Origin of the sequence: Chryseobacterium sp. X308 (assembly GCF_020733145.1) — a bacterium.
In the GTDB taxonomy this organism is placed as follows: domain Bacteria; phylum Bacteroidota; class Bacteroidia; order Flavobacteriales; family Weeksellaceae; genus Chryseobacterium; species Chryseobacterium cupriresistens.
Genome location: NZ_JAJFZH010000003.1, coordinates 52,624 through 77,839, shown reverse-complemented (window position 1 = coordinate 77,839; position 25,216 = coordinate 52,624). Strand labels below are relative to the sequence as shown.

At 37.8% G+C, this 25,216-nt stretch carries 27 protein-coding genes; 14 read left to right on the top strand and 13 right to left on the bottom strand.

The window, feature by feature from the left end:
• The first annotated feature begins 5 nt into the window (after window positions 1-5).
• The 4 genes from LIV57_RS05855 (at window position 6) to LIV57_RS05840 (ending at window position 3,984) form a co-directional block, all read left to right on the top strand.
• On the top strand, window positions 6-1,412 hold the full coding sequence (locus LIV57_RS05855; RefSeq protein WP_227941835.1) for an aldehyde dehydrogenase family protein: 1,407 nt from the start codon (window positions 6-8) through the stop codon (window positions 1,410-1,412).
• Between the two features lie 11 nt (window positions 1,413-1,423).
• Window positions 1,424-2,977 carry a GMC family oxidoreductase gene (locus LIV57_RS05850; protein ID WP_227941834.1) on the top strand — a complete coding sequence of 518 codons (1,554 nt, stop codon included), beginning with the start codon at window positions 1,424-1,426 and terminating at the stop codon, window positions 2,975-2,977.
• A 121-nt stretch (window positions 2,978-3,098) separates the two neighbouring features.
• Window positions 3,099-3,521 carry a PaaI family thioesterase gene (locus tag LIV57_RS05845; protein ID WP_227941833.1) on the top strand — a complete coding sequence of 141 codons (423 nt, stop codon included), beginning with the start codon at window positions 3,099-3,101 and terminating at the stop codon, window positions 3,519-3,521.
• A 118-nt stretch (window positions 3,522-3,639) separates the two neighbouring features.
• Window positions 3,640-3,984, top strand: a complete 345-nt coding sequence (locus tag LIV57_RS05840; protein WP_062672072.1) for a phage holin family protein — start codon at window positions 3,640-3,642, stop codon at window positions 3,982-3,984.
• A gap of 56 nt (window positions 3,985-4,040) precedes the next feature.
• Here LIV57_RS05840 and LIV57_RS05835 read toward each other — a convergent pair whose 3' ends face one another.
• Entirely contained in the window at window positions 4,041-4,295 is a 255-nt protein-coding gene (locus LIV57_RS05835) for a hypothetical protein (RefSeq protein WP_062672070.1), read from the bottom strand.
• Window positions 4,296-4,571: 276 nt separating this feature from the next.
• On the opposite strand from LIV57_RS05835, the gene LIV57_RS05830 reads away from it, so the two are divergent.
• Together LIV57_RS05830 and LIV57_RS05825 are read left to right on the top strand one after the other, a co-directional pair.
• Complete coding sequence (locus tag LIV57_RS05830) at window positions 4,572-6,566, top strand: S9 family peptidase (protein ID WP_227941832.1); 1,995 nt, start codon at window positions 4,572-4,574, stop codon at window positions 6,564-6,566.
• Between the two features lie 324 nt (window positions 6,567-6,890).
• On the top strand, window positions 6,891-7,382 hold the full coding sequence (locus LIV57_RS05825; RefSeq protein ID WP_227941831.1) for a DNA-deoxyinosine glycosylase: 492 nt from the start codon (window positions 6,891-6,893) through the stop codon (window positions 7,380-7,382).
• 161 nt (window positions 7,383-7,543) lie between these two features.
• Here the strand turns inward: LIV57_RS05825 and LIV57_RS05820 are convergent, their stop codons facing one another.
• The 7 genes from LIV57_RS05820 to LIV57_RS05790 form a co-directional block, all read right to left on the bottom strand.
• On the bottom strand, window positions 7,544-8,602 hold the full coding sequence (locus LIV57_RS05820) for a phosphotransferase enzyme family protein (protein ID WP_227941830.1): 1,059 nt from the start codon (window positions 8,600-8,602) through the stop codon (window positions 7,544-7,546).
• The gene (locus LIV57_RS05815; protein WP_227941829.1) at window positions 8,593-9,507 is read right to left on the bottom strand and encodes an NDP-sugar synthase; all 915 of its coding nucleotides are present in this window, start codon (window positions 9,505-9,507) and stop codon (window positions 8,593-8,595) included. The genes LIV57_RS05820 and LIV57_RS05815 overlap by 10 nt, the downstream gene beginning before the upstream one ends.
• Complete coding sequence (locus LIV57_RS05810; protein WP_227941828.1) at window positions 9,497-10,894, bottom strand: Gfo/Idh/MocA family protein; 1,398 nt, start codon at window positions 10,892-10,894, stop codon at window positions 9,497-9,499. Before LIV57_RS05810 ends, LIV57_RS05815 begins: the two co-directional genes overlap by 11 nt.
• Window positions 10,895-11,113: 219 nt before the next feature.
• The gene (locus LIV57_RS05805; RefSeq protein WP_227941827.1) at window positions 11,114-11,299 is read right to left on the bottom strand and encodes a hypothetical protein; all 186 of its coding nucleotides are present in this window, start codon (window positions 11,297-11,299) and stop codon (window positions 11,114-11,116) included.
• The gene (locus tag LIV57_RS05800) at window positions 11,296-11,448 is read right to left on the bottom strand and encodes a hypothetical protein (RefSeq protein ID WP_227941826.1); all 153 of its coding nucleotides are present in this window, start codon (window positions 11,446-11,448) and stop codon (window positions 11,296-11,298) included. The genes LIV57_RS05805 and LIV57_RS05800 overlap by 4 nt, the downstream gene beginning before the upstream one ends.
• A gap of 56 nt (window positions 11,449-11,504) precedes the next feature.
• Window positions 11,505-12,197 (bottom strand): AIM24 family protein, encoded by a 693-nt coding sequence (locus LIV57_RS05795; RefSeq protein ID WP_047433734.1) that lies wholly within the window; start codon window positions 12,195-12,197, stop codon window positions 11,505-11,507.
• Window positions 12,198-12,228: 31 nt separating this feature from the next.
• Window positions 12,229-12,942, bottom strand: coding sequence for a hypothetical protein (locus LIV57_RS05790; protein WP_227941825.1), 714 nt, complete (start codon window positions 12,940-12,942; stop codon window positions 12,229-12,231).
• Between the two features lie 154 nt (window positions 12,943-13,096).
• On the opposite strand from LIV57_RS05790, the gene queA reads away from it, so the two are divergent.
• The 7 genes from queA to LIV57_RS05755 all read left to right on the top strand — a co-directional run bounded on the left by queA (window position 13,097) and on the right by LIV57_RS05755 (window position 19,869).
• Entirely contained in the window at window positions 13,097-14,146 is a 1,050-nt protein-coding gene (gene queA / locus LIV57_RS05785) for a tRNA preQ1(34) S-adenosylmethionine ribosyltransferase-isomerase QueA (RefSeq protein WP_034696367.1), read from the top strand.
• Between the two features lie 41 nt (window positions 14,147-14,187).
• The gene (locus LIV57_RS05780) at window positions 14,188-14,535 is read left to right on the top strand and encodes a four helix bundle protein (protein ID WP_227941824.1); all 348 of its coding nucleotides are present in this window, start codon (window positions 14,188-14,190) and stop codon (window positions 14,533-14,535) included.
• A gap of 32 nt (window positions 14,536-14,567) precedes the next feature.
• Window positions 14,568-15,602, top strand: a complete 1,035-nt coding sequence (gene rlmN / locus LIV57_RS05775) for a 23S rRNA (adenine(2503)-C(2))-methyltransferase RlmN (protein ID WP_120231776.1) — start codon at window positions 14,568-14,570, stop codon at window positions 15,600-15,602.
• 74 nt (window positions 15,603-15,676) lie between these two features.
• Entirely contained in the window at window positions 15,677-16,627 is a 951-nt protein-coding gene (locus tag LIV57_RS05770) for a sterol desaturase family protein (RefSeq protein WP_062672048.1), read from the top strand.
• A gap of 230 nt (window positions 16,628-16,857) precedes the next feature.
• A complete protein-coding gene (locus tag LIV57_RS05765) occupies window positions 16,858-17,766 on the top strand; it encodes a hypothetical protein (protein WP_227941823.1) in 909 nt (302 codons plus the stop codon).
• Between the two features lie 71 nt (window positions 17,767-17,837).
• The gene (locus tag LIV57_RS05760) at window positions 17,838-18,815 is read left to right on the top strand and encodes a polyprenyl synthetase family protein (protein ID WP_110010439.1); all 978 of its coding nucleotides are present in this window, start codon (window positions 17,838-17,840) and stop codon (window positions 18,813-18,815) included.
• Between the two features lie 259 nt (window positions 18,816-19,074).
• Complete coding sequence (locus LIV57_RS05755) at window positions 19,075-19,869, top strand: hypothetical protein (RefSeq protein WP_227941822.1); 795 nt, start codon at window positions 19,075-19,077, stop codon at window positions 19,867-19,869.
• A gap of 207 nt (window positions 19,870-20,076) precedes the next feature.
• Here the strand turns inward: LIV57_RS05755 and LIV57_RS05750 are convergent, their stop codons facing one another.
• A complete protein-coding gene (locus LIV57_RS05750; RefSeq protein ID WP_227941821.1) occupies window positions 20,077-20,370 on the bottom strand; it encodes a hypothetical protein in 294 nt (97 codons plus the stop codon).
• 137 nt (window positions 20,371-20,507) lie between these two features.
• Here LIV57_RS05750 and LIV57_RS05745 point away from each other — a divergent pair, with 137 nt between their 5' ends.
• Window positions 20,508-22,940 carry a thiamine pyrophosphate-dependent enzyme gene (locus LIV57_RS05745; protein WP_227941820.1) on the top strand — a complete coding sequence of 811 codons (2,433 nt, stop codon included), beginning with the start codon at window positions 20,508-20,510 and terminating at the stop codon, window positions 22,938-22,940.
• A 55-nt stretch (window positions 22,941-22,995) separates the two neighbouring features.
• Here LIV57_RS05745 and LIV57_RS05740 read toward each other — a convergent pair whose 3' ends face one another.
• The 4 genes from LIV57_RS05740 to LIV57_RS05725 all read right to left on the bottom strand — a co-directional run bounded on the left by LIV57_RS05740 (window position 22,996) and on the right by LIV57_RS05725 (window position 25,202).
• Window positions 22,996-23,415: a carboxymuconolactone decarboxylase family protein gene (locus LIV57_RS05740; RefSeq protein WP_227941819.1), complete on the bottom strand. Its 420-nt coding sequence runs from the start codon at window positions 23,413-23,415 to the stop codon at window positions 22,996-22,998.
• 140 nt (window positions 23,416-23,555) lie between these two features.
• Window positions 23,556-23,918: a hypothetical protein gene (locus tag LIV57_RS05735; protein ID WP_227941818.1), complete on the bottom strand. Its 363-nt coding sequence runs from the start codon at window positions 23,916-23,918 to the stop codon at window positions 23,556-23,558.
• A 77-nt stretch (window positions 23,919-23,995) separates the two neighbouring features.
• A complete protein-coding gene (locus LIV57_RS05730; protein ID WP_227941817.1) occupies window positions 23,996-24,535 on the bottom strand; it encodes a hypothetical protein in 540 nt (179 codons plus the stop codon).
• 4 nt (window positions 24,536-24,539) lie between these two features.
• Window positions 24,540-25,202 (bottom strand): hypothetical protein, encoded by a 663-nt coding sequence (locus tag LIV57_RS05725; RefSeq protein WP_227941816.1) that lies wholly within the window; start codon window positions 25,200-25,202, stop codon window positions 24,540-24,542.
• Window positions 25,203-25,216 lie beyond the last annotated feature (14 nt).

Here is a 25,216-nt window from a genome sequence, read left to right as displayed (position 1 = left end):
AAACAATGGAAAATACATCAGCAGCCAAAGAAACCCATACTCCAGATACCCGGTTTTTATCCGTAAATCCTTCTACCTTAGAGGTTATAGGTGAAGTTATCAATACTTCCAGAGAGGAGATTGATGCTAAAATTGAGAAAGCAAAAAAAGCCCGGAAACTATGGGCAGCAAGACCGGATGCAGAAAGAAAAGAGATTTTATTAAAAGTAGCGGAAGCTTTACAGCAAAATTCAAAACACCTGGCAGAATGGATTACCCGTGAGCAGGGAAAACCGTTGAATGGTCCTGGAGCTAATTTCGAAATGCAGGCTTGTATAGGCTGGACACAGGTTCCAGCATCACTGGATTTACCCGAAGAAATTGTTTTCGAAGACGAAACCCGGAAAGATGTTGTATACAGAAATCCGATTGGAGTAGTAGCAGCCATTGCTCCCTGGAACTGGCCTTTGATGATTGCCATCTGGCAGATTATTCCATCACTGAGAATGGGAAATGCAGTCATCATCAAACCTTCGGAATATACCACTTTCTGCAGTCTGGAAATGTTAAAAGTGATCAACAGTGTCCTTCCTGAGGATATTTTGCAGGTAGTTACCGGCAGAGGAGAAGTGGGAAGTTACCTTACCTCACATCCGGAAATTGGGAAAATTATGTTCACCGGATCCATAGCCACCGGGAAGAAAGTCATTGAAGCTTCTGCTAAAAATATGGCCCGATTAACTCTTGAATGTGGAGGAAATGATGCAGGAATTATTTTACCGGGGCTTGATGTCTCTAAGTATATTGATGGAATTTTCTGGGGCGCTTTTCTGAATATGGGACAAACCTGTGCCTGTTTAAAGAGGTTATACGTTCATGAAAATGATTACGAAAAAGTCGTTAAAGCATTGGCAGACTATTCTTCCAATATTCCAATGGGGAACGGAGCGGATGAAACCAGTGTTCTGGGACCTATCCAGAATAAAATGCAGTACGATAAGATTCAGGATCTGATTCATGATTCCGAAAACATCGGGGCAGACTTCATATTCACAGGGCAAAAACCTGATCTGGAAGGCTATTTTATTCCCGTAACTCTGGTGGGAAATGTAGATAACGGAGACAGAATTGTAGACGAAGAACAGTTTGGTCCTGTGTTACCAATTATTAAGTATAAAACGTTGGAAGAAGCCATCAGTAAAGCCAATGATTCAGAAAACGGACTGGGAGCTTCCGTTTGGAGTGATGATCCTGACGAAGCTCAGAAAGTCGCTGTACAACTGGAAGCAGGAACTGTCTGGATCAATCAGCATGGTGCTATTCACCCGTTTGTTCCCTTCGGAGGCGTAAAACAATCTGGTTATGGAGTAGAATTCGGAATAGAAGGATTAAAAGCAGTTACCGTTCCTAAAGTCATCAGCATTAAAAAATAAAGTTAGAACTCATGAAATACGATTTTATAATTGTCGGATCCGGTTCGGCAGGCGCTGTAATCGCTAACAGATTAAGTGAAAATGAAAATATAAATGTCCTTCTGCTGGAGGCAGGTCCCGATGATAAAGTAACTGAAGTGGAAGAACAGGCCGGTTGGCCCGCCATATGGAATACCGAAAGAGACTGGGCTTATCATACCGTTGCGCAGGAACATGCAGGAGGGAATACAAGATACTGGCCTCGTGGTAAAACATTGGGTGGTTCAAGTTCCATTAATGGGATGATCTACATCAGAGGGCATCAGCAGGATTATGATAGTTGGGCTTATAAAGGATGTGTGGGCTGGGACTGGAAAAGTGTTCTGCCTTACTTTAAAAAATCAGAAACCCATGAAGAAGGTGAAGATGACATTCATGGAGGGGAAGGACCGCTTTTTGTAAGCCGTATCAAGCGCCCGAATGCCATTTCAGTTAGTGCTGTTGAAGCATGTAAGGAACTTGGTTATCCTTTGACGGATGATTTTAATAAAGAAATCTGGGGTGCAGGTCTTAACCACCTCAGTGTAGGAAAAGACGGTAAAAGATGTTCTACCGCGAAAGCATTCTTAGATCCTGTGAAATCGAGGCCCAATCTGCATATTCATACCCATGCACTGGCTCAGAAACTGATTTTTGAAGAAAACGAGTGCATTGGAGTTCAGTATTTGAAAGACGGTGAATTAGTAGAAGTGGAAGCAGAAAAAGAAGTCATTGTATCCTGTGGAACCATAGAATCTGCCAAACTTCTGATGCTTTCCGGAATCGGTGATCAACAGGAACTGGAATCAGTGGGAATTCCGGTAGTAAAAGATTTGAAAGGAGTTGGAAAAAACCTTCAGGATCATCTTTTGGCAAGTGTTATTTTTAAAGCTAAAAAAGAAATTCCTGCTCCGGAAGCCAATCTGCTGGAAGCCCAGTTATTCTGGAAAAGCAAAGAAGAAATGGCTTTCCCTGATCTGCAGCCTTTGTTTATGGGACTTCCTTATTACAGTCCGGGATTCACAGGGCCGCAAAACGCATTTACATTCTGTGCAGGATTTATCAGACCCGCCAGTAAAGGGTATATCAAGCTGACGTCTTCAGATCCTTCAGCTTCTCCGGAAATTAACCCGATGTATCTTTCTGAAGAATCTGATCTGGAAGCCCTTTACCAATGTGTAGAAATATGCCGCGAAATGGGAAAAACAGAAGCCATGAAAGAATGGAATGACGGTGAAATCTATCCCGGAGAAGGAAAAACAAAAGAGGAAGTGATGGATTACATCAAAAAATCATGTTCCACCTATCATCATATGACCGGAACCTGTAAAATGGGAATCGACAGCCATTCTGTAGTAGATCCGAGACTGAGAGTATATGGAATAAAAGGATTAAGGGTAGCAGATGCATCCATTATGCCGGATGTGGTTTCCGGAAATACCAACGCACCTACCATTATGATTGGTGAAAAAGCAGCAGATATGATCAAAGAAGATCATCATCTGAAAGCGTCAGGTTCATCTGAAAAGTTATCGTTTGTTGTGTAAGAAGGTTTAAAACCTTGAAAAGAAGCCGTTTCATGTTTATGAAGCGGCTTTTTAATGAAAAATTGAAAGATCATTGAGATCAAAAACTTTATAGCGCTTACCTTTGTTTAAAATAAAATTCATGACACCAGAAAAAAAGAAACTCATTACAGACAGCTTCAGCCGCTCGGAAACCCTGAAATTCTATAAAGCAGAACTGCTGGAAGTAGAAACAGATTTTATATCCATGAAGATCCCTAAAATGGAAATGATGACCCGAAAAGCAGGAATGTTCAATGGTGCAATGATCGCCTCTCTGGTAGATGTTTCTTCAGGATATGCTGCTGTGAGCCACTATACGGAAGACTGTTATGTAGTGACCGTTGAGCTGAAAGTGAATTATCTTCGCCCTGCAATGGGAGACGCTTTGGTTTCAAAATCCTATGTTATCAAAGGTGGAGGAAAAATTGTGGTTGTGCGAACGGAAATCTATGTTCAGATCGAAGGATCTGATTCAGAAAGTCATGTGGCGACCTCATTAGTTACCATGATGAAAATAAAATAAGAATTTAAAGGAAATAAAAGCCGGAATATTACTTCAATAAAGGATTTCAGAGAATTCTTTTTTCCGGAATGGAATGGCTTTTGCTCCAAAAACCCCATAAACATTAAAAAATATCACAATGAACTTAATTATCCGACTTTTTATTACAGCGATTGTAGCTTACCTTTTAACCAAAATTTTACCGGGAGTACAGTTTGAAGGATTCTCTTCAGCCATCATCTTTGCTATTGTACTTGGGGTTCTGAACATATTTGTAAAGCCAATCTTAAGTCTGTTTGGCCTTCCGCTGACCATTCTAACCTTAGGATTCTTTGCCCTGGTAATCAATGCCGCAATTGTCCTTATTGCAGACTATTTCATCGACAGTATGGTCGTAGATGGGTTCTGGTGGGCATTTATCTTCAGTATATTATTATCAATCGTAACTTCTCTGGCGAACTCTATGTTCTCAGATGGAGAATAGAATACCAATAACGATTACATACAATAGGCTGTCCAAAAGGACAGCCTATTCTTTTTCTAACAGTTCTTTTTAATCCACTTAATACAGTCTTCGTAAGTCAGTTTCTGGTTATCTTTCTTCATGTAAGGGGCATTAATCGGTTCGTTTTCTGCAATATTTGCCATGATCTGTTCAAGAGTCCTTCCTGCAAAATTGACTCTCGTTTCCTTTATAGATCCATACTTGAAATGGCCTTCATGGACGTGCCAAAGATTGGGTGCGCCTGCGTCTACACGCGTTGCTTTAAAATCGCCTGTGTCTGGTGTACTCATAATGTAAAATTTTAACTAGGTTGGTATTGGTTATATCGGACGTCTGATATTGTAAATTTCACTATTTCAGACAGGCAGAGTAACAGAGAAAATCCCCATATTTAAAAAGTAGGTGTTTTCCCCGAAAAGAGCTTATTTATGAAAAAAGAATTTTAATGTTAATTCTTTCGTCCGTTTTTATTTTAAATATTAACTTTGGCAATCTTTGAATTTAATAAAAGGATGAATGAAATCACTGCAATTTCATAAATCCGTTAAAAAAATGAATATCAACATATGAAACTTAAGTACAGTCTGCTGGCTTTGGCAGCTCCGCTTTTAATGAATGCACAACAAGTAATGACGCCTGAAATCCTTTGGACTTTGAAAAAAGTTGGAGTACAGGCAGTTTCACCGGATCAGGGTTCCCTTATCTATAAAGTAGGACAGGTAGACCTGAAAACAGAGAAAACGAAAAACGAGAACTATTTTCTGAATGTTCTTAATCATCAGTCTTCCAAAATTGATTTAGGTAAAAAAGCACTTATTCAGTGGGATAAAAACGGAATTTATGCTCAGGAAGGAGATAAAATCTATCTTTCCAAAGATGCCGGAAAAACCTGGACAGAATTTTATACCATTGGTGAAGCAGATAATATCGTAATTTCTCCGGACGGAAAGAAAATTGCTTTCAGTAAGCAGGTATTGGTGGAGAAAGTAATGGGGAAAGATAAATTCAGCGATACTCCTAAAACAACGGCTCAGGTATACACGGATCTGAACCACAGACACTGGGATTATTTCAATGAAGGTAAGTACAACCATGTATTTGTAGTGAATACTTCTGATAAGGTAGAAGGAGCTAAAGATCTTCTGGAAGGAAAAACCTGGGATTCTCCTCAGAGACCTTTCGGTGGTGCTGAAGATTTTATCTGGAGCCCGGATTCTGCCCAGCTTTTATATGTTACCAAACCTAAAAGTGGTAAAGAATATGCTACAAGTACCAATACCGATATCTTTGCTTATGATCTGGCATCAGGTACTACCAAAAACCTTACAGAATCCAACAAAGGATATGATGTAAACCCAAAATTCAGCCCGGACGGAAAATCTCTGATCTGGCAGAGTATGGCCAGAGATGGATATGAAGCAGATAAAAATGATGTGAAAATCCTGGATTGGAAGTCAGGGAAGACCACTAACCTTACCTCTGGCTGGGATGAAAGTGTTTCAGGAGACGTTCTTTGGGGAGCAGATTCAAAAACGATCTACTTCACAGCGGCATTCAGAGGTACAAAACAGCTTTTCTCGCTGGATTCAAAATCAGCAAAAGTACAGCAGATCACCAAAGGAGATTTTGACGTAAACGAAATCTTTACAGACAATAAAACTTCACTTCTGGTAGGAAGAACAGATGTAAACCATGCTACAGAATTATTCTCTGTAAACGTTAAGAATGGAGAAATGAAGCAGGTAACTGAAGCGAACAAGGAAACGTATGCTAAGCTGGCTCAGGGGAAATCTGAACTTAAAATGGTGAAAACTTCAGACGGTAAGGAAATGGGAGTTTGGTTCCACTATCCACCGAACTTTGACCCGAACAAAAAATACCCAACGCTGGTATACTGCCAGGGAGGTCCACAGTCTGCACTTACTCAATATTTCAGTGTAAGATGGAACTTTGCCTTAATGACAGCTAATGATTATATCGTGGTAGCTCCGAATAGAAGAGGTATGCCGGGTTGGGGAACAAAATGGAACGAAGAAATTTCAAAAGACTGGGGCGGGCAGCCAATGAGAGATTATCTGGCGGCAACAGATTTTGCGAAAACTTTACCATACGTGGACGGTGACAGAGTAGCAGCTGTAGGGGCTAGTTACGGAGGATACAGTGTATTTATGCTGGCAGGAATCCATGAGAACAGATTCAAAACTTTCATCGCTCATGATGGTTTATTTGATATGAAATCATGGTATCTGACTACCGAAGAACTATGGTTTGCCAACTGGGATCTTGGTTCTCCATGGGAAAAACCACTTCCAAAAGCATACACAGAATTCAATCCAAGCAACTTCGTAGAAAAATGGAACAAGCCGATCATGATTGTTCAGGGAGGAATTGATTTCCGCGTTCCTTACGAGCAGGGTCAGGAAGCTTTCCAGGCTGCAAAATTAAGAGGATTAAAATCTAAACTGGTCTACTTCCCGAACGAAAACCACTGGGTCCTTCATCCGCAAAACGGGTTGGTATGGCAGAGAGAATTCTTCGACTGGCTGAAGGAAACTTTATAGACAAACAATATAAGATATCAATAGAAACGGGCTTTAGCCCGTTTTTTTATAATTAAAAAATCCAATGGCTTTAGAGCCAAAACCTAAATAAACTACGTTGGGTTTAGCAAATTAAATTCAGGCTATTGGAAGCTGGAAGAGGGAAGCTGGAAGTTGCTGTTAATCTTAACATTTATAGAGGTTTTCATAAATTAATGATATCACTATTAAAAAGATGAAAATACAGATAACCAGTTTTTCATAACCTTCAATAGCTTCCTTCTTCAAGCTCCCGGCTTCCAGCCTAATTAAAAATTAAAATAAATTAAATCTCTATATTTGAATATGCAAAAGCGTATTTCTTCATTTCCACCCATTATTGATGCTCAGTCTGAAATTCTGATTTTAGGATCAATTCCCGGAGTGAAATCACTGGAAAAACAGCAGTATTATGCCCATCCTCAAAACAAATTCTGGAAAATCATTTTTGAATTGCTGAACGAAGAATTTACTGATGATTACATACAAAGAATTGAAACGATAAAGAAACATCATATTGCCCTCTGGGATGTGATTGATTCCTGCGAGAGAAAAGGAAGCCTGGATTCTGAAATCAGGAATGAAGAAGCCAATCAGATTGCAGAATTGTTAGAAGAACATCCGAACATCAAAGCTATTTTCTGCAATGGCGGAAAGTCTTACAAAAACGTACAAAAACTGTTGGGAAAAAATTATAAACTTCCCGTTTTTTTATTGCCTTCTACCAGTCCGCTTCATACGGTTTCCTTTGAAAAGAAGCTGGAAGAGTGGAAGAGGGTTCTGAAGTTTTTGGGATGATTAGGAGTTCTGGAATTCGGGTTGCGAGATTCGGGATATTGAGTGGTAGAGTTTGAGAGTGAGAAGATAAAGCTAGATTCTTACGGAATGGCAAACAGAGCGCTTTATTTATCCGCACACTTTGTCATTCCGTAGAATTTATGCATTTACAAACCAAACTCTCAAACTCTCAAACTCTCCGACTCTCCACCAGCTCCCAGATATTCTCTCAATCCTTTTAACAGTTCCAATTGGTTTTTAGTTCTGTCCAGATTGTGTTCAGGATGCGTAATAGAATAGTAGGTACTTCCATTCAGATAATCGGTTAAGAAACGAAGTCCCTGAATATAAATGGCGACCTGTGCTGCATAATCGAGATTCTCAGCTTCCAGCCATGTCAGTTTTTCTTTTAAGTGAAATAAAAATCCTTCTTTTACGACTTTATACATTTCAGGGTTGAAATTGTCTATGGCGCTTCCATCATCTTCCTGAGTGGTATTGGTGTAAGACTGAATCATGGTTCCAAAATCATACAGAATAGTGGATATCATCATGGTATCCAGATCAATCACCGCTAAAGGTTGATGATTCTGATCAAAGAGAATATTACTGATCTTTACATCTGCATGAATGATTCTTTTTGGGATCTGGTTGTTTTTCTCCATTTTGATCCATTGATCGGGCAAGGACAAAAGCTGATTGGTGATTTCAATTTCAGCTTTAGCATTTTCTTTTAACTGAGGAGCCGCATCTTTGAGTGCATTTTTATAATCCGTAACCCTTTTCTCAAAATTCAGAAAGTTGGGAAGAGAATCTTCAATAGCAGGCAGTTTTTCAGTATTTACCGTATTGAGAAAATAACTGAAGGTTTTAGCAGCATCAAAAGCCGTCTGCAAAGAGGGAGCAGTAAGAAAAGTAATACTGTTTTCTATAAAATTGAGCATGCGCCAGGGCTGGCCATTTATATCTTCTACCAGCAGCTCATTGGCCAGAGACGGGATAGGTTCAATAATCTGAAAGCGATAATGATTGGACCTGAGAATTTCATTAATCAGTAAATGGTTATTAACGACCACTTCCGGCTGTTTAAAAACATGATTGTTGATTTTCTGCAGAATAAACTTTTTTCCCTGGCCTTTATCCTCCAGAAGATAGGTGGTATTGATCAACCCGTCAGTAATAGGAGTAAGGTCATAACTGTCCGTACCGATAAATTCAGCAACAATATCATTTAGCTCCATAAATTTTCCGGGTATCTGTTGTTTTTAATCTCTGAAATCAGAAAATCTTTAACTTCCTTTTTATCATCAGCATACGTAACTCCCATCCATGGGGAAGGAGATACTTTCACCTTTACCTTTACTCTGTTTTCATCCATCATTCTTTGTACTGCAGAAGGAATATAAAATTCCTGATCAGGCAGTGGATCAGATTCTATGAAATCATAAAAATAGGTGTCCAGATAACAGAAAATGTGAGGGTGGAAAATAAAAAAATTCATCGATACCAGGGTGTCAGGATCCAGTTGTATACTTTCTCCGTTTTCAATGTAAACAATTGAGTTATTTATTCTTTGAATGGATGTTTGTTCCACCACTTTGATCAGGTAGTTTTCAGCATCCAGCGTACATATTCCTCTGGCTACAGTACCGTTTCCACTCAATGTTGTACCCACAGGATAAGCAATCATCCCTAATTGTGTATCTGATATATGATGATGGTTAATTTCATGTGCAGCGAGCTGATACACTTCTTTTCCGTAGAAATCATCCGCGTTGATCATCACAAAAGGCTCCTGTATTGAATATTTGGCGCAAAGTACGGCATGAGCGGTTCCCCATGGCTTAGTACGATCAGGATAATCAAAACCTTCCAGTGAAATAGGAATGCTGTCTATCTCCTGATATACCCAGATCAATTCAAAATTTTTAGCTTTTGAAATGCCGTTGAGCCTTTCAATATAACTTTCAGGAATCAGTTTGTTGACAATAATAACGACTTTTTGGAAACCGGCTTCCAGTGCATCAAAGATGGAATACTCAAGAATTGGCGAACCGTTATCGAGTATTCCGTCTACCTGTTTAAGCCCCTTGTATCTGCTGCCTAATCCGCCTGCCAGTATAAGTAATGTTTTCTTAGAACTCATCGGTCATTCCAAATACAGGTTTACGGGTTTTCCATTTTCCATTGGTGAAATCAGGAATATCAACTACCTGACCGCCTTTGGCAATAGACTCTTCGCTTAATGGCGTAATCGAATACCACAATGCAAGATCATACACATCCATCGGGAACTCTATATTCCGTTTGATACATTCAATAAAAGTATTCATTACAAAGAAATCCATTCCGCCATGTCCGGCACCTGCAGCAGTAGCTTCAAACTTTTTCCACATCGGATGATCGTGTTCTTTCATCCATTTTTCGGTATTGTCCCAACGGTGGGTATGGTTCATGGTTTTTTCAAAATAAATATGTCCCTGGTTGAAATCTCCCCATCCGAAATCCTGCCACAACCCTTCAGTTCCCTGAACTCTGAAACCAAGATCATAAGGTCTTTGTAAGCTTGTATCATGAGTAAGAAGAATGGTTTCTCCATTGGCACAGGCAATCTGAGTGGTTACAATATCTCCCTGGTTGAATTTTACTTTGGCACTCGGATGGTTTTCTCCACCTTTTGGATGTTCAACAATGTATTTGTGAAGCCCCACGGATTTTGAAGAGAATGAAGAAAGCCTTGTTAAACGGTTTCCTCGGTTGATGTCCATCATCATAGCAACCGGTCCTAGGCCATGGGTAGGATAAAGTTCCCCGTTGCGTTTTACGTAATGTTCAGTTCTCCATTTTGCCTCACTGAAGCCTTTTTCTCCAAACTCAGCGCCGGAATTGTATGGAGTAACTCCGTCATTGAAAAGAACACCTCTCAGATCATGCTGATAACCGCCTCTTCCATGTATCAGTTCTCCGAACATTCCTTTACGGACCATATTCAGGATGGCCATAATATCTCTTCGATAGCATACATTTTCCATCATAAAGATAGGAACTTTCGTCTCTTCATATACCTTTACAAATTCCCAGCAGTCCTGAAGCTTTATCGCCCCGGAAACTTCCATGCCTACAATTTTTTTAGCACGCATAGCTTCCACACCCTGGGTAAGATGCCATTCCCATGGAGTAGCGATCACAACAGCATCTATTGTTTTTAATTTCAACAGATTTCTATAATCGTATTCCCCGTTCGAAAACTCCTGAGCTGCCGGTTTATTGTTGTCTTTTAAGATTTTTTGAGACGCGGCAAGCATTCTTTTCTCCGGATCTGCAAATGCAACAATCTCTACATCATTACGTTTTGCCAGTAATTTTACATGCTCCTGGCCACGAAGACCTACACCGATAAAACCGACGCGGACTTTTTTATCTGTTTTAAAATCATTGGAATAAGCAAATAAAGAATTGGGTAAAACCAATGCCCCAAAGCTTGCTAAAGCGGCAGTCTTAAGAAAGTTTCTGCGGGAGTTACTATTGTCCATCTATTTTTTTTTAAATATATTAAAACTTTTGTAAATCCCGGTAAGGTGATAGATAATTAGAGAATGAAGTGATGAAGGTGGTTTGTAAGAATTTGAGGGTTATTGGATTTTAAAGTTGAACAGTTTTATAGTTATAGGATTATAGGTTGTTAATTTTCACTTTTTTAGCAGTTTTGCTCATTTGTATTTTTTTAAAATATTTTGTTATCTGCATGAAATTTATTGATTGATCCATGCCTTTCTCAAGGTCAGCTGTTTTGAATCCGGATTTGGCAGCGTACTTATTGTTCCGGTGGTTTCATCATAGTTGAAACCTGCCTTTCCCAGGTATTCTTTCAAAGGAATAAGATGATGGGTGCCTTCTATATAATCTCTGAAAAATGTACGTATTTCAGGATAGGTCATCTTTGTAATTTCATCAAAGATACCCGGACTTCGTCATTGGACATATGAAGAAGATCTATAGTGTATTCGTAATTTTTCTTTGAAGTCTGTGCAATCATCAGGTTAGGCATTATAATGATTACGAAAAATAGCTTTATAAGAATATTCATGCGCTGCAATTTTAATTATTACGAAAAACACTAAATCACTTCACAATTTGTCTCTTTTATTTTTCCATATAATATACCTCTTCATAAGGCTGAATCAGTACCCATCCGTGACCTGAGAATTTCATCTGAAACTCTTCACCGCTTCCTCTGCCGATAAGGCTTTTGAAAGAAACATTGGTTTTCAGTTCCGGGCTGAGGTTTCCGGACCATGCCACAGTAGCATTCGGATCTGTAAATACAGGCGTATCAGGAGTCACCAGCAAGGTTAAAGGATCTCCGTGAGTCGTAATAGCAATATGGCCCGTTCCTGAAAGTTTGGCCTGGAAAAGACCTCCGGACATCATTCCAGCGATGCTTTTCAGCATAGTAATATCACTTTTTACACTTTGTTCATGGGCAAGAATATCATTTCCGTTTACACAAACAGATTCATTGTTCAGGTAGAGAATACGGACTTTCTTCCCGGAATCAGCAACATATAATTTTCCGGTTCCTTCTGCTTTCATCAACCTGGCACCTTCACCACTGATCGCTTTCTTCAGAAGATTTCCAAGTCCTCCGGAAAGCATTCCCTGCCTTTCAAAATTGATATTTCCCACATAGCTTACCATACTTCCTCTTTTGGTCCATACCGCCTGATTATTAAGGTTGATTTCCAGAAGATGCTTTGTTTCCAGCTCAAAATAATCTCTTTGCTGTGGATTTTCTTTTGTTTCGTTGATAAATGCTTCTATCGAATATTTGCTCATAATGATAATTTTATTGGTTGATGTAGTGTTATTATTTTAGTTTGTCGAGTTTATACTCTCTTTTGTTACTTTTAGGATTCAGATCCACAAATTCATACGCTTCAAAACCGGCAAGTCTGGTTTTGAACATCTCAGTTGCCTTTTCCAGTGACCAGGTTTTAGGATAATGAAAACCTTCAAATTCTGCATTGAAAATTTCTGCTTTGAAATCATGTGAAAACTCATGATCGCCTGCGTAGGTCAGTGCTATTTTGCCTGTCCATATAATATCATACTGGTGATTCTCTTTTTTTGAAAACCGGAACTGATGTCCTGCACAGCTGTCATGCCCCAGCAGGTAGATGTTGAAAGCAAGATCATCATCATCAGGATGTTGCTCAGACGGAAGATCATTACTGAAAAGATCATTTTGAACAACAGCATCGAAATCTAATTTTTCATCAAGATTATTAATTCTGATTCCTCTCTGTTCACCCCAATAGTTGGACGAGAGTGTACAGGCATGATAGTTTCTCCATACGATTTTGGAGTCCCAGTCGGACAGATCTTCGTCTTCTTCTTCATTGTTTTCATCGTCATTGGTATAATATTTTTCAGTTTTTAAATGAAAATCAAACCAGATAAATCCATATTCATCAATTCTTCCACTCCAGCTGAAATTTTCAATTGTATGACCGTCAGGATACGGATTATCAATGAAGTATATTTTACTTACAGGTTCCATATTGAATTTTAATTTTTCCAAAAATACTCTTTTTATGTCTTGAAACTCCCCGTAAAATCACGGTTTTATATTTGATTGTAAATAATACTTGACAAAGGGGTGTTCAATGTCGTATATTTGCACTCCGAAAATTACACCTTGTAATTTCAATAATTTTTAAACCGTAATTTAAAAAATGAAAACATCAGATTTTAATTTTGATCTTCCTGCGGAATTATTAGCAGAACACCCATCAGAGCACAGAGACGAAGCGAGATTAATGGTACTTGATAGAAAAACACAGACTATCGAGCACAAATTATTCAAGGATGTTGTGGATTATTTTGATGAAGAAGATTTGTTCATCTTCAACAATACAAAAGTTTTCCCTGCACGTCTTTACGGAAATAAAGAAAAAACAGGTGCTAAAATTGAAGTTTTCTTATTAAGAGAGCTTGATAAAGAAACCAGAGTTTGGGATGTTTTGGTAGATCCTGCAAGAAAAATCAGAATTGGTAACAAATTATTCTTCACTGAAGATGAGTCTTTGGTAGCTGAGGTTATTGATAACACAACTTCAAGAGGAAGAACATTAAGATTCTTATTCGACGGATCTTACGACGAATTCAGAACAAAACTAAAAGAATTGGGAGAAACACCGCTTCCAAAATATATCAAAAGAGCTGTAGAACCTGAAGATGCAGAGAGATATCAGACAATCTATGCAAAAGTAGAAGGAGCAGTAGCTGCCCCTACAGCAGGTCTTCACTTCTCTAAGCATTTGATGAAGAGATTAGAGATCAAAGGAATCAATTTTGCTGAGGTTACCCTTCACGTAGGATTGGGAACATTCAACCCGATTGAGGTAGAAGATCTTTCTAAGCACAAAATGGAGTCTGAAGAAATTATCATTGATGAGAAAAATGCTGCGATCATTAATAAAGCAGTTGAATCTCACAGAAGAGTATGCGCAGTAGGTACTACTACCATGAGAGCATTGGAAACTTCTGTTTCTTCAAACAAAAAAATCTCTGCTTTCAACGGATGGACAAACAAATTCATTTATCCTCCTCACGATTTCGGAGTTGCTAACTCAATGATTACGAACTTCCACACACCGAAGTCTACTTTGATCATGATGATTGCTGCATTTGCCGGAAGAGATTTCGTAATGCATGCTTATGAAGAAGCCGTAAAAGAAAAGTATAAATTCTATTCTTACGGTGACGCAATGTTAATTCTATAAAAAAAGTAAAAAGAGCCAAGTTAAAGGTAATACAAGTAGAGATGAGACAAAATGATTTACTTATCAGAACTTTTACATTTGGAGTTAATTGTCTTAAGTTTTTAAGAACACTCCCCAATGATTCTGAAAGTAAATTAATAAGATTTCAACTCGGGAAATCAGCTACTTCAATAGGCGCTAATTATGAAGAATCCCAGGCAGGATCCTCCAAAGCAGATTTTAAAAATAAAGTAAAAATTGCTTTAAGAGAAGCCAGAGAAAGTCATTTTTGGCTTCGGGTTTTAGAAGGATTAGATGGTTATGATTCTGAGGAATTTAAAGCTTTATTAAATGAAAGTAACGAATTGAAAAACATTTTGGCTGCAATAGTTAACAATACTAAACTTTAAACCTTTTACTTTTAACTTGGCTCTTTAATAATATGAAAGATATCCGTACATTATCACTAGACCAGCTTAAAGACTACTTTGTGTCTTTAGGAGAAAAGCCGTTTCGTGCGAAACAGGTCTATGACTGGCTATGGAGTAAAAACCTCCATTCGATTGACGAAATGACGAATCTTTCAAAATCACTTCGTGAGAGAATTTCGGAAGAATATACCATTAATCCTGTTTCCGTAGACCTTCTTCAAAAAAGTTCTGACGGAACCATCAAAAACGGAGTGAAACTTCATGACGGACTGATGGTGGAATCTGTTCTTATTCCTACAGAAACAAGAACTACAGCCTGTGTATCTTCGCAGGTGGGATGCTCATTAAACTGTGAATTCTGTGCTACAGCAAGACTGAAAAGGATGAGAAACCTTGAAGTAGCTGAGATTGTAGATCAGGTAGCCCTGATTGACAGCCAGAGCAGAATGTATTTCGACAGACCGCTTTCCAATATCGTATTTATGGGAATGGGAGAGCCGATGATGAATTACAAAAACGTAGTGGAAGCCATCAAAAAAATTACCCAGCCGGAAGGATTGGGAATGTCTCCAAGAAGAATTACCGTTTCTACATCCGGTATCCCTAAGATGATCAAAATGCTTGCAGATGATGAACTGCGCGTGAAGCTGGCTTTATCCCTTCACTCTGCTATCGAATCCAAGCGTAATGAGATCATGCCTTTCTCTGATAAATTCCCGTTGACGGATATTATGGAGGCTCTTCAGTACTGGTATCAAAAAACAGGTTCTGTGATTACTTTTGAATACTGCGTATGGAAAGGAATCAATGATGGCGATGAAGACATTAAAGCTTTAATCAAATACTGCAAACAGGTTCCTTCAAAAGTAAACCTGATTCAATACAATCCGATCGGGGACGGAAAATATGACCAATGCAACAAGCAGGCAGAAGAAAATTACATCCGTCAGCTTGAAAATGCAGGGATTACCGTAATGGTCAGAAGAAGCCGTGGAGGTGATATTGATGCCGCCTGCGGGCAGTTGGCCAACAAAACAACAGATTAAAATTTCCTTAAAAAAAGCCTAAAACTTTCTTAAAAAATAGCTTAAAACCCTACCTTTGCACAAATTATTTTGTGATGATGGATTTTCTTATGAGCGAGGACGGGCTGGAAAATGTGTATGCATGGGCTATCCCATTGCATGCCACTGTTATTTTAGCGGAAATGATTTACAGCCACGTTTCAGAAGCTAAGTTATATAGCGGGAAAGATCTTGCCACCAATGTTTATCTTGCATTGATGAACTTTGGCCTTGACCTTATCATGAAGGCATTTGCCATGGGGGTGATGTTCTTCTTTTATCATCACAGGCTTTTCTCTTGGGACCTTAGCGTATGGTATTTGCTGGCTTGTTTTATCATCACAGACTTTGCCTATTATGTGCTGCATTATGTAGACCACCGTTCCAGAGCATTCTGGGCAGTTCATATTACGCACCACAGTTCAGAATATTTTAACCTGACAACAGGATTCAGAAGTCCCGTATTACAGCCGCTTTACAGATATCTATATTTTTCACCGCTGGCATTTTTAGGATTCAATCCCTGGCATATTATGGTGGCATACGCCATAGGACAAGTATATGGAACATGGGTACATACGCAGACTGTGAAGAGTATGGGATTCCTGGAATATATTCTGGTAACACCTTCTCATCACCGCGTACACCACGCATGTAATGTGAAATACCTGGATAAAAATATGGGAATGTGTCTCATTATCTGGGATAAAATATTTGGGACCTTCCAAAAAGAAGATCCGAATGTACCCGTGAAATATGGAATCTATCCAAAAATGCCGGATAACAGACCGGATACGGTATTATTTTATGAATGGAGAAAAATCTGGAAAGATCTGAAGCAGCCAGGATTAAAATTCACAGACAGAATCAATTATATTTTTAATTCTCCGGGATGGAGACATGACGGGACGGGAAAAACCGTAAGGCAGTACCAGAAAGAATATTTTGCAAGACAGGCACAAAAGAAAGAACAACAGCAAAATCAGAAAGAGCAGAAAACGGCTTAACTTCTGATTTAAATCAATAGAAATCTAAGGGAAAAGCGGGCTATTTTTAGTCCGTTTTTCTATTTTTAGAATGGGCAATTTTCGAAGGCTTTACAGTATTTATATTCCGTAGGAATCTCCACTCTTATCTCAAACCCGCATCCCGAAACTCGTATCTCGCATCACATGCAAACGCTTTTAGCTCCAACTCTTCAACTCTCTAACTCACAATAAAACCTTATTTTTGTCTTATGAAAAAACTCCTTCTGATTGTTGCTCTTTTCGTTGGCCAATCTGCATTTTCCCAGCGGACTGATTTTCTGAAAATAAAAAAATACAGAGTTAATTATCTCGATGATAAAATTGAAGAAACTTCAGGACTGAATATTTTCAATGGAAAGCTGTATACATTCAATGACAGTGGAAATCCTGCCGAGCTTTTTGAATTGGATAAAAAAAGTGGAGAAATTATCAGGATACTGAAAACCAATTTAATCAATACAGATTGGGAAGCGTTAGCCAATGACGGAGAGAATTTTTATATCGGGGATTTCGGAAATAATACCGGAACAAGAAAGGATCTGACGATTTACAAAGTTCCATACGAGCGTCTCGATGAGTCTAATGTTATTAAAATTCCAGGTTCGGAAAGGGCCTTTGATGGAACGAAAATTCTGTTTTATTATCCCGAACAGACTGAGTTTATTTCTAAAAACACAAAGAACGATTTCGATGCAGAAGCCATGATTTATCTGAATGGAAAGCTGCACATATTTACCAAAGAATGGGCTTCAAAAGTAACCACGCATTATATCGTAGATCCTGAACTCTCAGAAATGCAAAAAGCAGAAAAAATAGAAACCTATAAAACAGGCTTCGTGGTTACAGATGCTTCTTACTTTGATAAAAAGCTTTACTTAGTAGGATATACCAGGAAAACAGAAGTCTTTTTAGATATTTTTACAGAAACAGAACCCGGAATATTTTTTAAAGAAAAACCAAAGCATTATTACCTCGGGACTGCGCTTTCATTAGCACAGATTGAGGGAATAAGTGCAGATGAAACGGGAATTTATATTTCAGGGGAAAAGTTCAGATCTCCGTTGGGAACTGCAAAACCTTCATTTTATTTTATCCCGAAAGAACAACTCAAAGATTAATTTGCCTTAAAATTGAGCGAAAAAAATTATCTTTGTGAGAATTAATAATTATTCACCCAGCATCGCAGATTGTGGCAAACATTGTAGAAGAGATTAAACGACCGATCAATGATGAAATGAAACTTTTTGAACAGAAGTTTTATGAGTCAATGCAGAGTAAAGTAGCTTTATTGGATAAAGTAACCCGTTTTATTGTTACCACCAAAGGAAAGCAGATGCGTCCTATGTTTGTGTTTCTTTGTGCCAAACTGGTGGGTGAGGTGACGGAAAAAACATACAGGGGTGCTTCAATGATCGAACTGATCCACACCGCTACTCTGGTACACGATGATGTGGTGGATGAAAGTTTTAAACGTCGTAATTTCTTTTCAATCAATGCACTGTGGAAAAATAAGATTGCAGTTTTGGTGGGGGATTACCTTTTATCAAAATCAGTTTTACTATCTACAGACCACAAAGATTATGATCTGCTTGGCGTGATTTCCAGAACGATCCGTGAAATGTCTGAAGGAGAACTTCTTCAGCTGGAAAAGGCCAGAAAGCTGGATATTACGGAAGAGGTTTATTATGAAATTATCCGGCAGAAAACAGCAACACTGATTGCGGCATGCTGTGAAATAGGAGTTCTTTCCAACAATGCGGATGAAGCTTTAGCCAAAAAGATGATGGATTTTGGTACTTTTACCGGAATGGCATTTCAGATCAAAGATGACCTTTTCGATTATTTAAGTTCAAATGTTATCGGTAAGCCTGTTGGAATTGATATTAAAGAACAGAAAATGACGCTGCCTTTGATTCATACCTTAAAAATCGCCAGTGAAAAAGACAGAAAGTACTATTTCGATACCATAAAACGATATAATAACAATCCTAAGCGTGTAAAAGAGCTTATAGAATTTGTTAAAAGTTCAGGTGGATTGGATTATGCCATTACAGTGATGAAAGAATTTCAGCAGAAAGCAAAAGATATTCTGAATGAGTTTCCGGATTCTGAAGCAAGAAAATCGCTGCATATTATGCTGGATTATGTCATTGAAAGAAAATTCTGATAGTAACACTTTTTGGTCAGTTTTAATTTTTTTATTTTCCTTTTTCCTGTAATCCCGCATGGTGTAACGGATCCTCATTATTGAAAGAAAAATAATCTTATCTTCCAATAATTCAATGAGTTGTGATTAGTTTGCTTTTTTGTAAGATTAAATTACTGTAAATTAACATTTTGCATTACTTAAGCAAAATAATTACTAATAATTCATTGATTTTCAATATAATTTTTGTTTATTTGTGGTTAGAAAAAAACAACAAATAATGAGAAAAATTCAAACTATGATGATAGCGTGTGCTATCAGTTCAAGCTTCATCGCGTACGCACAAGTGGGAATAGGTACTCAAAATCCCCAGACAACTTTTCATATTGACGGTTCTAAAGACAATCCTGCAACAGGAATTCCTTCTGTGGCTCAACAGGATAATGATTTCAGTGTAACTTCAGGTGCTAAAGTAGGGATTGGTACAGTTTCACCCACTGAAAAATTGGATGTAGCGTCTGGAAATGCCCGTATCCGTAATATTAATTCGAATGTAGGTATCGGAGGCACCGACAGGGTGGTTGTAGCTGATGCTACCGGAATTCTGAAGACCATAGATTTTACAGCTTATTCACTGTTTCATGCGCGTTTGGCAGCGAACCAGAACATCAGTTCTTCTACGATCACGACATTATTATTCGCTGCACCGATAGCGACTTCCCCTTTCTATTCTTATAATACCGGAACTGGGGTGATGACTTTTAACCAGCCTGGAAATTATCTGGTAACGCTGCAGGCTAGTTTTACCAATATGCCCGCAGGAACACAGCTGCTCATTGGTATCAGACCTGTACCGGATGCGAATTATCTGGGAAGAGGAAGCCATTATAACGCAGTTGCTGCTTCGGGAACTGTAGGTGAACTGATGAATTATACAACCGTGGTTGTTGCACCTACAGCCGGGTATCAGATCCGTTTTACGGCAGCGCCGAATCAAAATTCTACGATTATTTCGACAGAAACCGGATCTACAGGAAGTGGAAATGTTACCAATGTAACTGTTCAGAAGATCTGATTCTATTTTTATTTTAATTAAACTAAAGTGCTGTATATAGATTTTCGGGAAACTGAAAATGTATATACAGCACTTTTCTTTTTAAATTCAGAATCTGATAATGATTCAGTATAAAAATGAGAAAGAGCTGCTTAATAAATTTTTTTATCTTCATATAATAATCCCTATTTATTACCTTTGATTGTTTAATTAAGCGAAAAATTTAAATTAAATAATTTTCAGGGTTACAATGATAACGGCTAGAACTATACAAAATAAAGCGATTAAAAATAAATAATCCGCAATGTTCTCAAACGTGTATTCCCGCTTACTATTCCTTGTTCTGATTGCCAGAAATGAAAAGAAACAGCTGCAGGCAAAAAGAATACAGGCAAATCCTGCAAATTCGTCCAAATAGGTATGCTGACTGATTTTAGAGATTTTCAACGAGGTGATAATGAGTAGGGAAAATCCTAAAAGATTGCTGGAAGCATTCAAGATATGAGGTGATTTTTTTTCCATCTTTTACATTTTTTTTCAAAATAAAGCACAATTTTTTTTATTATCAAATTTTTAAAAAAGATTATTAAAAATTAAAATTAATTTAAAAAGTGTATATTAGCAAAATACTTGAAGATTAAAAACTTTTTTACTTAGCTATGCAAACAACCTATATTGAAACACAGCAAATATCCTTTCAAGATTTTAAAAATCAGATACTTGAAGACTACAGGTTAGGAAGGATCTCTCGTGAAATGTCTTATCTCGGAAGGAGAGAAGTACTCACTGGAAAAGCTAAATTTGGAATTTTTGGGGATGGAAAAGAACTTCCTCAGCTTGCAATGGCGAAAGTTTTCAGAAATGGAGACTTCCGTTCAGGATATTACAGGGATCAGACTTTTGCATTGGCAATAGATGCCTTGACGGTAGAAAGTTTCTTTGCGCAGATGTATGCAGATACCAGCGTGGAAAGGGAACCTGCTTCAGCCGGAAGACAGATGAACGGGCATTTCGCAACAAGAAGTTTACATGAAGATGGAAGCTGGAAAGATCTGACAGCTCAGAAAAATATTTCTTCCGATATTTCTCCTACAGCAGGGCAGATGCCGAGATTATTGGGATTGGCTCAGGCTTCAACTATTTATAAAAGCGTAAAATTTGACGGTTCAGAAAAATTCTCAAGAGAAGGGAACGAAATTGCTTTCGGAACCATTGGGGATGCTTCTACAGCAGAAGGACACTTCTGGGAAACCTTGAATGCTGCATGTGCTCTTCAGGTTCCAATGATTGTTTCTATCTGGGATGATGGGTATGGTATTTCAGTTCCTACAAAAAACCAGAGAGCAAAAGCGGATATCAGTGAAATGCTAAGTGGTTTCCAGAGAAAAGAAGGAGAAAACCAGGGGTGTGAAATTATCCAGGTGAGAGCCTGGGATTATCCTGCATTATTAGATGCATACGCTAAGGCAGAACATTTTGCAAGAACAGAAAGTGTACCGGTGGTAGTACACGTGGTAGACGTTACTCAGCCACAGGGACATTCTACATCCGGATCTCACGAAAGATATAAAAACGAAGAGCGTCTGGCATGGGAAGCTGAGTATGACGGGCTGGCGAAATTCAAAGAGTGGATCCTGAACTATTCTATCGAAATTGATGGAAAAGAAGAAGTAATTGCTACAGCTGAAGAACTGGAGGCTATTGATGAAGAAGCGAAAAAAGCAGCAAAAGCCGGACAGAAAGCAGCCTGGGAAAATTATCAGAAAGCTATTTCAGAACTTATTCAGTCTGTTTTACCTTTAGTAGAAAATCTTAAAGGGCAGAATGCTGAAGTTGAAAATTATATCGCTCATTTTAACAAATTGGTTTCAAAAGCGAAGAAAGACATCTTCCATCTGGTTAGACAGACTTTACTGGTGACAAGAGGAACAAATTCTGCGGAAAGAAATCAATTGATGCAGAAATACAATGAAGTATCTGCTGTTGAAAAAGACAACTATTCTTCTCACTTATATTCTCAGTCCCAATGGAAAGCTGAGAATGTTCAGGAAATCAAACCTGTATATTCTGACAGTTCCGAAGAGGTAGACGGAAGAGTAGTGATCAGAAACAATTTTGACAAAATTTTTGAAAAATATCCTGAAACTTTAATCTTTGGAGAAGATACTGGAAACATCGGTGATGTCAACCAGGGATTGGAAGGAATGCAGGAAAAATACGGTGCTTTACGTATCGCGGATACAGGAATCCGTGAAGCAACGATCCTTGGACAGGGAATTGGTATGGCGATGAGAGGTTTAAGACCAATTGCTGAAATCCAGTACTTAGACTATGTTCTTTACTGTTTACAGGGAATGAGTGATGATCTGGCAACGGTACATTACAGAACAAAAGGAGGTCAGAAAGCTCCATTAATTATCAGAACGAGAGGTCACAGATTAGAAGGAATCTGGCATTCAGGTTCACCAATGGCTGGTATTCTGAACCTTTCAAAAGGTATTTTGGTATTGGTTCCTAGAAACCTTACGAAAGCAGCAGGATTCTACAACACTATGCTTCAGGCTGACGAACCTGCTATCATCGTAGAATGTCTGAACGGATACAGATTAAAAGAAAAACAACCGGATAACTTAGGCGAATTCACTGTTCCTGTAGGGAAAATTGAAGTAACAAAAGAAGGAAAAGATGTTACTTTGATCACTTATGGTTCTACATGGAGAATTGTAACGGAAGCCGCTAACGAATTGGAAAAATTAGGAATTTCTGCAGAAGTAATTGATATTCAGTCGTTGATTCCTTTCGATTTATCTCACGAAATTGCTGAAAGTGTTAAGAAAACCAACAGATTAGTAGTGATTGACGAAGATGTGGAAGGGGGAACTACAGGATTCATCTTACAGCAGATCCTTGAAAAGCAGAAAGCTTTCAGATATCTGGATTCAGATCCGTTGACGATCTCTGCCAATGATCACAGGCCAGCATATGCAAGTGATGGTGATTATTTCAGTAAGCCGTCTGCAGACGATATGGTAGAAAAGATCTACGCCATGTTTAATGAAACAAATCCTCAGAAATATCCAGCGATATTCTAATCGGGATTTTAGATAAATTTAAAACCGCTTCCTTTTTGGGAGCGGTTTTTGTTTGCTAATCCTCTTCCGCCAACGCAATCCTTAGTGTATTCAAAGTATTCATCAGCGTTATACTTGCCGTAAGTTCTACAATTTCCCGTTCTGTGAATTGCTTTGCAAGTTTTGCTTTAATTTCCAGCCAGTCATCTTTACCATAAGTGAGAGCTTCAGCCCAGCTTAAAACAAGCTTTTGCAGCTCATTGAAGGCATTGGTATGTTTCCAGCCCGGAAGTCTGTTAATGACATCTTGTTCAAAGCCAAAATCAGGGAGCTCTTTAGCGTGATAGCTGCAGCAATAGGCACAGCCATTGATTTGAGAGACACGTAACTCCACCAAGGCAATTAGTTTTTCATCAATACCGGATTTTCTAATGCTGTTATGCGCTCTGTACAGATTTCCAATGGTTTCTTTTGCAATTTCTTTGTAATTCATCATGAATATTTTTCTGCAAATTTGCATCAGAAATAGTTTTGAAACTATATGCTTACATTTTGGTGATATACTTACCTCTTGGAAAGCTTCTTAAATTAATTATTAAACTTTACCACTATCAAATAAGTCTGTTATTCCATTGATTAAGTCTGTCCCATTTTCCCAAATCTGTCCATTATTAAATAATCTAAAATATTCTTTCTCAAATGGTTTATATTTGTAACAGCAGCAATACTAAAATCTTGCACAGTTTCTTTATATAATTCAGGAAATATTTCAGCTAAGTCTATCAAAGTTCCTTCTTTAACAGGCAGATCTGGATAAGATTTACCACATTTTTCAATACTTCTTTCTTTTATTTGGTTTCTTAATTCTGCCAATTTAATTGTAACAGCTCCTAAATACTCGAAGTGGTTCAACCCACTGGTAATAATTCCTTGTCTGAAACCTTCCCAGAAGTTTCCTCCTGCAATGGTAAAGGAGATACCGCCGGATAAGCTTTTCATTACAAACATAGTGACTTCATAAAGCTCTCATTAAAGTATAATAAGCTACTATCAGCTATATCTTAAAAAAATACAATCTAAGGAACAAAAGGGATTTTTGCAATAAAACTATCTTCTAAAACTTTATATCCTTTTTTTTCTACCAATTCTCTTATATAACTTTGGCAACCTAAAAGAATCACTGTATAATTATTATGTGTAGAGTTTAGTCTTAATATGTACTTTTTTTCTTTATCGAGATCATACCATCCCTTAAGATTAATAATACTTAGTATGGCATATTTTTCTTCTTTTGGTTTTAAAATTATTAAATCATTGAAACAATCTTTATCATCAAATCTCTTATAAAATCCCTTTAAAATTGCTTTATCTGGAGTAACAATATTTTCATCACAAGTCATTACGAAATTGTCATTTTTAAAACCATAAGGATCAATAATGTAAGTATTATTTGTATTATTTACAATTTTAAACATATAGGGATCTTTACCATCAAAAATTTTATCTAACGAAAATTCTTTACCTTGGAATAAGATATCAACTTCTTGTTTAGTATTTAATTTTATTTGTGCATTAAAGTGCACAAAACTAAATAGTAATAAAATTAGCGACTTCATATTTTTAAAATGAATAGTTTAATAAAAATTTAGGGGTATATCCCATTTCAACCTTAAAATTATCTTGGTTTGGATCTTTTATACCTGTCCAATCATATACATATTTATACGCTCTATATTCCATTAAAGCGGTAATATTTGGTAATCTCCAAAAAGTTTTATAAAAACCACTAACATAGTCAATTGAATGTACTAATTCATGTAAAAATACTTCTGCAAATCTACTAATAGGTCCAGTATGTAAAGATATAGCATATATCATTTGCCCTTTACTGTTAGTAATGCCCCAAGCTGGATTTCCGGCACCAGCAACTAAATTTCCATTCTTATTTATTGAAATTTTTTGACTGTCATTACTCTCCCATTCTGAGATAGCTCCTGCTTCATCAGCAAATTTTGCCCACCCAGAGCCTAAGCTCCACATATCTTTGAAAACTATTTGTAGAATTTCCAAAGCTTGTTTTGTTGTACAATCATTATTAACTCCGCTATCTCCTAATGTTTTTTCCAATCTATTCTGTAAAACTTTTTTAATAACGGTATTGCCTCCTAAATGCCCCAAATGGTTCAACCCACTGGTAATAATCCCCTGTCTGAAACCGTCCCAGAAGTTTCCTCCTGCAATGGTAGAGGAGATACCGCCGGATAAGCTTTTCTCTACAAACATAGTGACTTCATAAA

Excerpts from the sequence above, each read along its gene's own strand:
- LIV57_RS05770 (WP_062672048.1), top strand. The coding sequence starts at position 15,677 with ATGATGGATTTTCTTATGAGCGAGGACGGGCTGGAAAATGTGTATGCA.
- LIV57_RS05730 (WP_227941817.1), bottom strand. The coding sequence starts at position 24,535 with ATGAAGTCGCTAATTTTATTACTATTTAGTTTTGTGCACTTTAATGCA.
- rlmN (WP_120231776.1), top strand. The coding sequence starts at position 14,568 with ATGAAAGATATCCGTACATTATCACTAGACCAGCTTAAAGACTACTTT.
- LIV57_RS05755 (WP_227941822.1), top strand. The coding sequence starts at position 19,075 with ATGAGAAAAATTCAAACTATGATGATAGCGTGTGCTATCAGTTCAAGC.
- LIV57_RS05795 (WP_047433734.1), bottom strand. The coding sequence starts at position 12,197 with ATGAGCAAATATTCGATAGAAGCATTTATCAACGAAACAAAAGAAAAT.
- LIV57_RS05765 (WP_227941823.1), top strand. The coding sequence starts at position 16,858 with ATGAAAAAACTCCTTCTGATTGTTGCTCTTTTCGTTGGCCAATCTGCA.
- LIV57_RS05805 (WP_227941827.1), bottom strand. The coding sequence starts at position 11,299 with ATGACCTATCCTGAAATACGTACATTTTTCAGAGATTATATAGAAGGC.
- LIV57_RS05735 (WP_227941818.1), bottom strand. The coding sequence starts at position 23,918 with ATGAAAAGCTTATCCGGCGGTATCTCCTTTACCATTGCAGGAGGAAAC.
- LIV57_RS05745 (WP_227941820.1), top strand. The coding sequence starts at position 20,508 with ATGCAAACAACCTATATTGAAACACAGCAAATATCCTTTCAAGATTTT.
- LIV57_RS05810 (WP_227941828.1), bottom strand. The coding sequence starts at position 10,894 with ATGGACAATAGTAACTCCCGCAGAAACTTTCTTAAGACTGCCGCTTTA.
- LIV57_RS05835 (WP_062672070.1), bottom strand. The coding sequence starts at position 4,295 with ATGAGTACACCAGACACAGGCGATTTTAAAGCAACGCGTGTAGACGCA.
- LIV57_RS05850 (WP_227941834.1), top strand. The coding sequence starts at position 1,424 with ATGAAATACGATTTTATAATTGTCGGATCCGGTTCGGCAGGCGCTGTA.
- queA (WP_034696367.1), top strand. The coding sequence starts at position 13,097 with ATGAAAACATCAGATTTTAATTTTGATCTTCCTGCGGAATTATTAGCA.
- LIV57_RS05725 (WP_227941816.1), bottom strand. The coding sequence starts at position 25,202 with ATGTTTGTAGAGAAAAGCTTATCCGGCGGTATCTCCTCTACCATTGCA.
- LIV57_RS05825 (WP_227941831.1), top strand. The coding sequence starts at position 6,891 with ATGCAAAAGCGTATTTCTTCATTTCCACCCATTATTGATGCTCAGTCT.
- LIV57_RS05815 (WP_227941829.1), bottom strand. The coding sequence starts at position 9,507 with ATGAGTTCTAAGAAAACATTACTTATACTGGCAGGCGGATTAGGCAGC.
- LIV57_RS05800 (WP_227941826.1), bottom strand. The coding sequence starts at position 11,448 with ATGAATATTCTTATAAAGCTATTTTTCGTAATCATTATAATGCCTAAC.
- LIV57_RS05780 (WP_227941824.1), top strand. The coding sequence starts at position 14,188 with ATGAGACAAAATGATTTACTTATCAGAACTTTTACATTTGGAGTTAAT.
- LIV57_RS05830 (WP_227941832.1), top strand. The coding sequence starts at position 4,572 with ATGAAACTTAAGTACAGTCTGCTGGCTTTGGCAGCTCCGCTTTTAATG.
- LIV57_RS05740 (WP_227941819.1), bottom strand. The coding sequence starts at position 23,415 with ATGATGAATTACAAAGAAATTGCAAAAGAAACCATTGGAAATCTGTAC.
- LIV57_RS05750 (WP_227941821.1), bottom strand. The coding sequence starts at position 20,370 with ATGGAAAAAAAATCACCTCATATCTTGAATGCTTCCAGCAATCTTTTA.
- LIV57_RS05855 (WP_227941835.1), top strand. The coding sequence starts at position 6 with ATGGAAAATACATCAGCAGCCAAAGAAACCCATACTCCAGATACCCGG.
- LIV57_RS05845 (WP_227941833.1), top strand. The coding sequence starts at position 3,099 with ATGACACCAGAAAAAAAGAAACTCATTACAGACAGCTTCAGCCGCTCG.
- LIV57_RS05840 (WP_062672072.1), top strand. The coding sequence starts at position 3,640 with ATGAACTTAATTATCCGACTTTTTATTACAGCGATTGTAGCTTACCTT.
- LIV57_RS05820 (WP_227941830.1), bottom strand. The coding sequence starts at position 8,602 with ATGGAGCTAAATGATATTGTTGCTGAATTTATCGGTACGGACAGTTAT.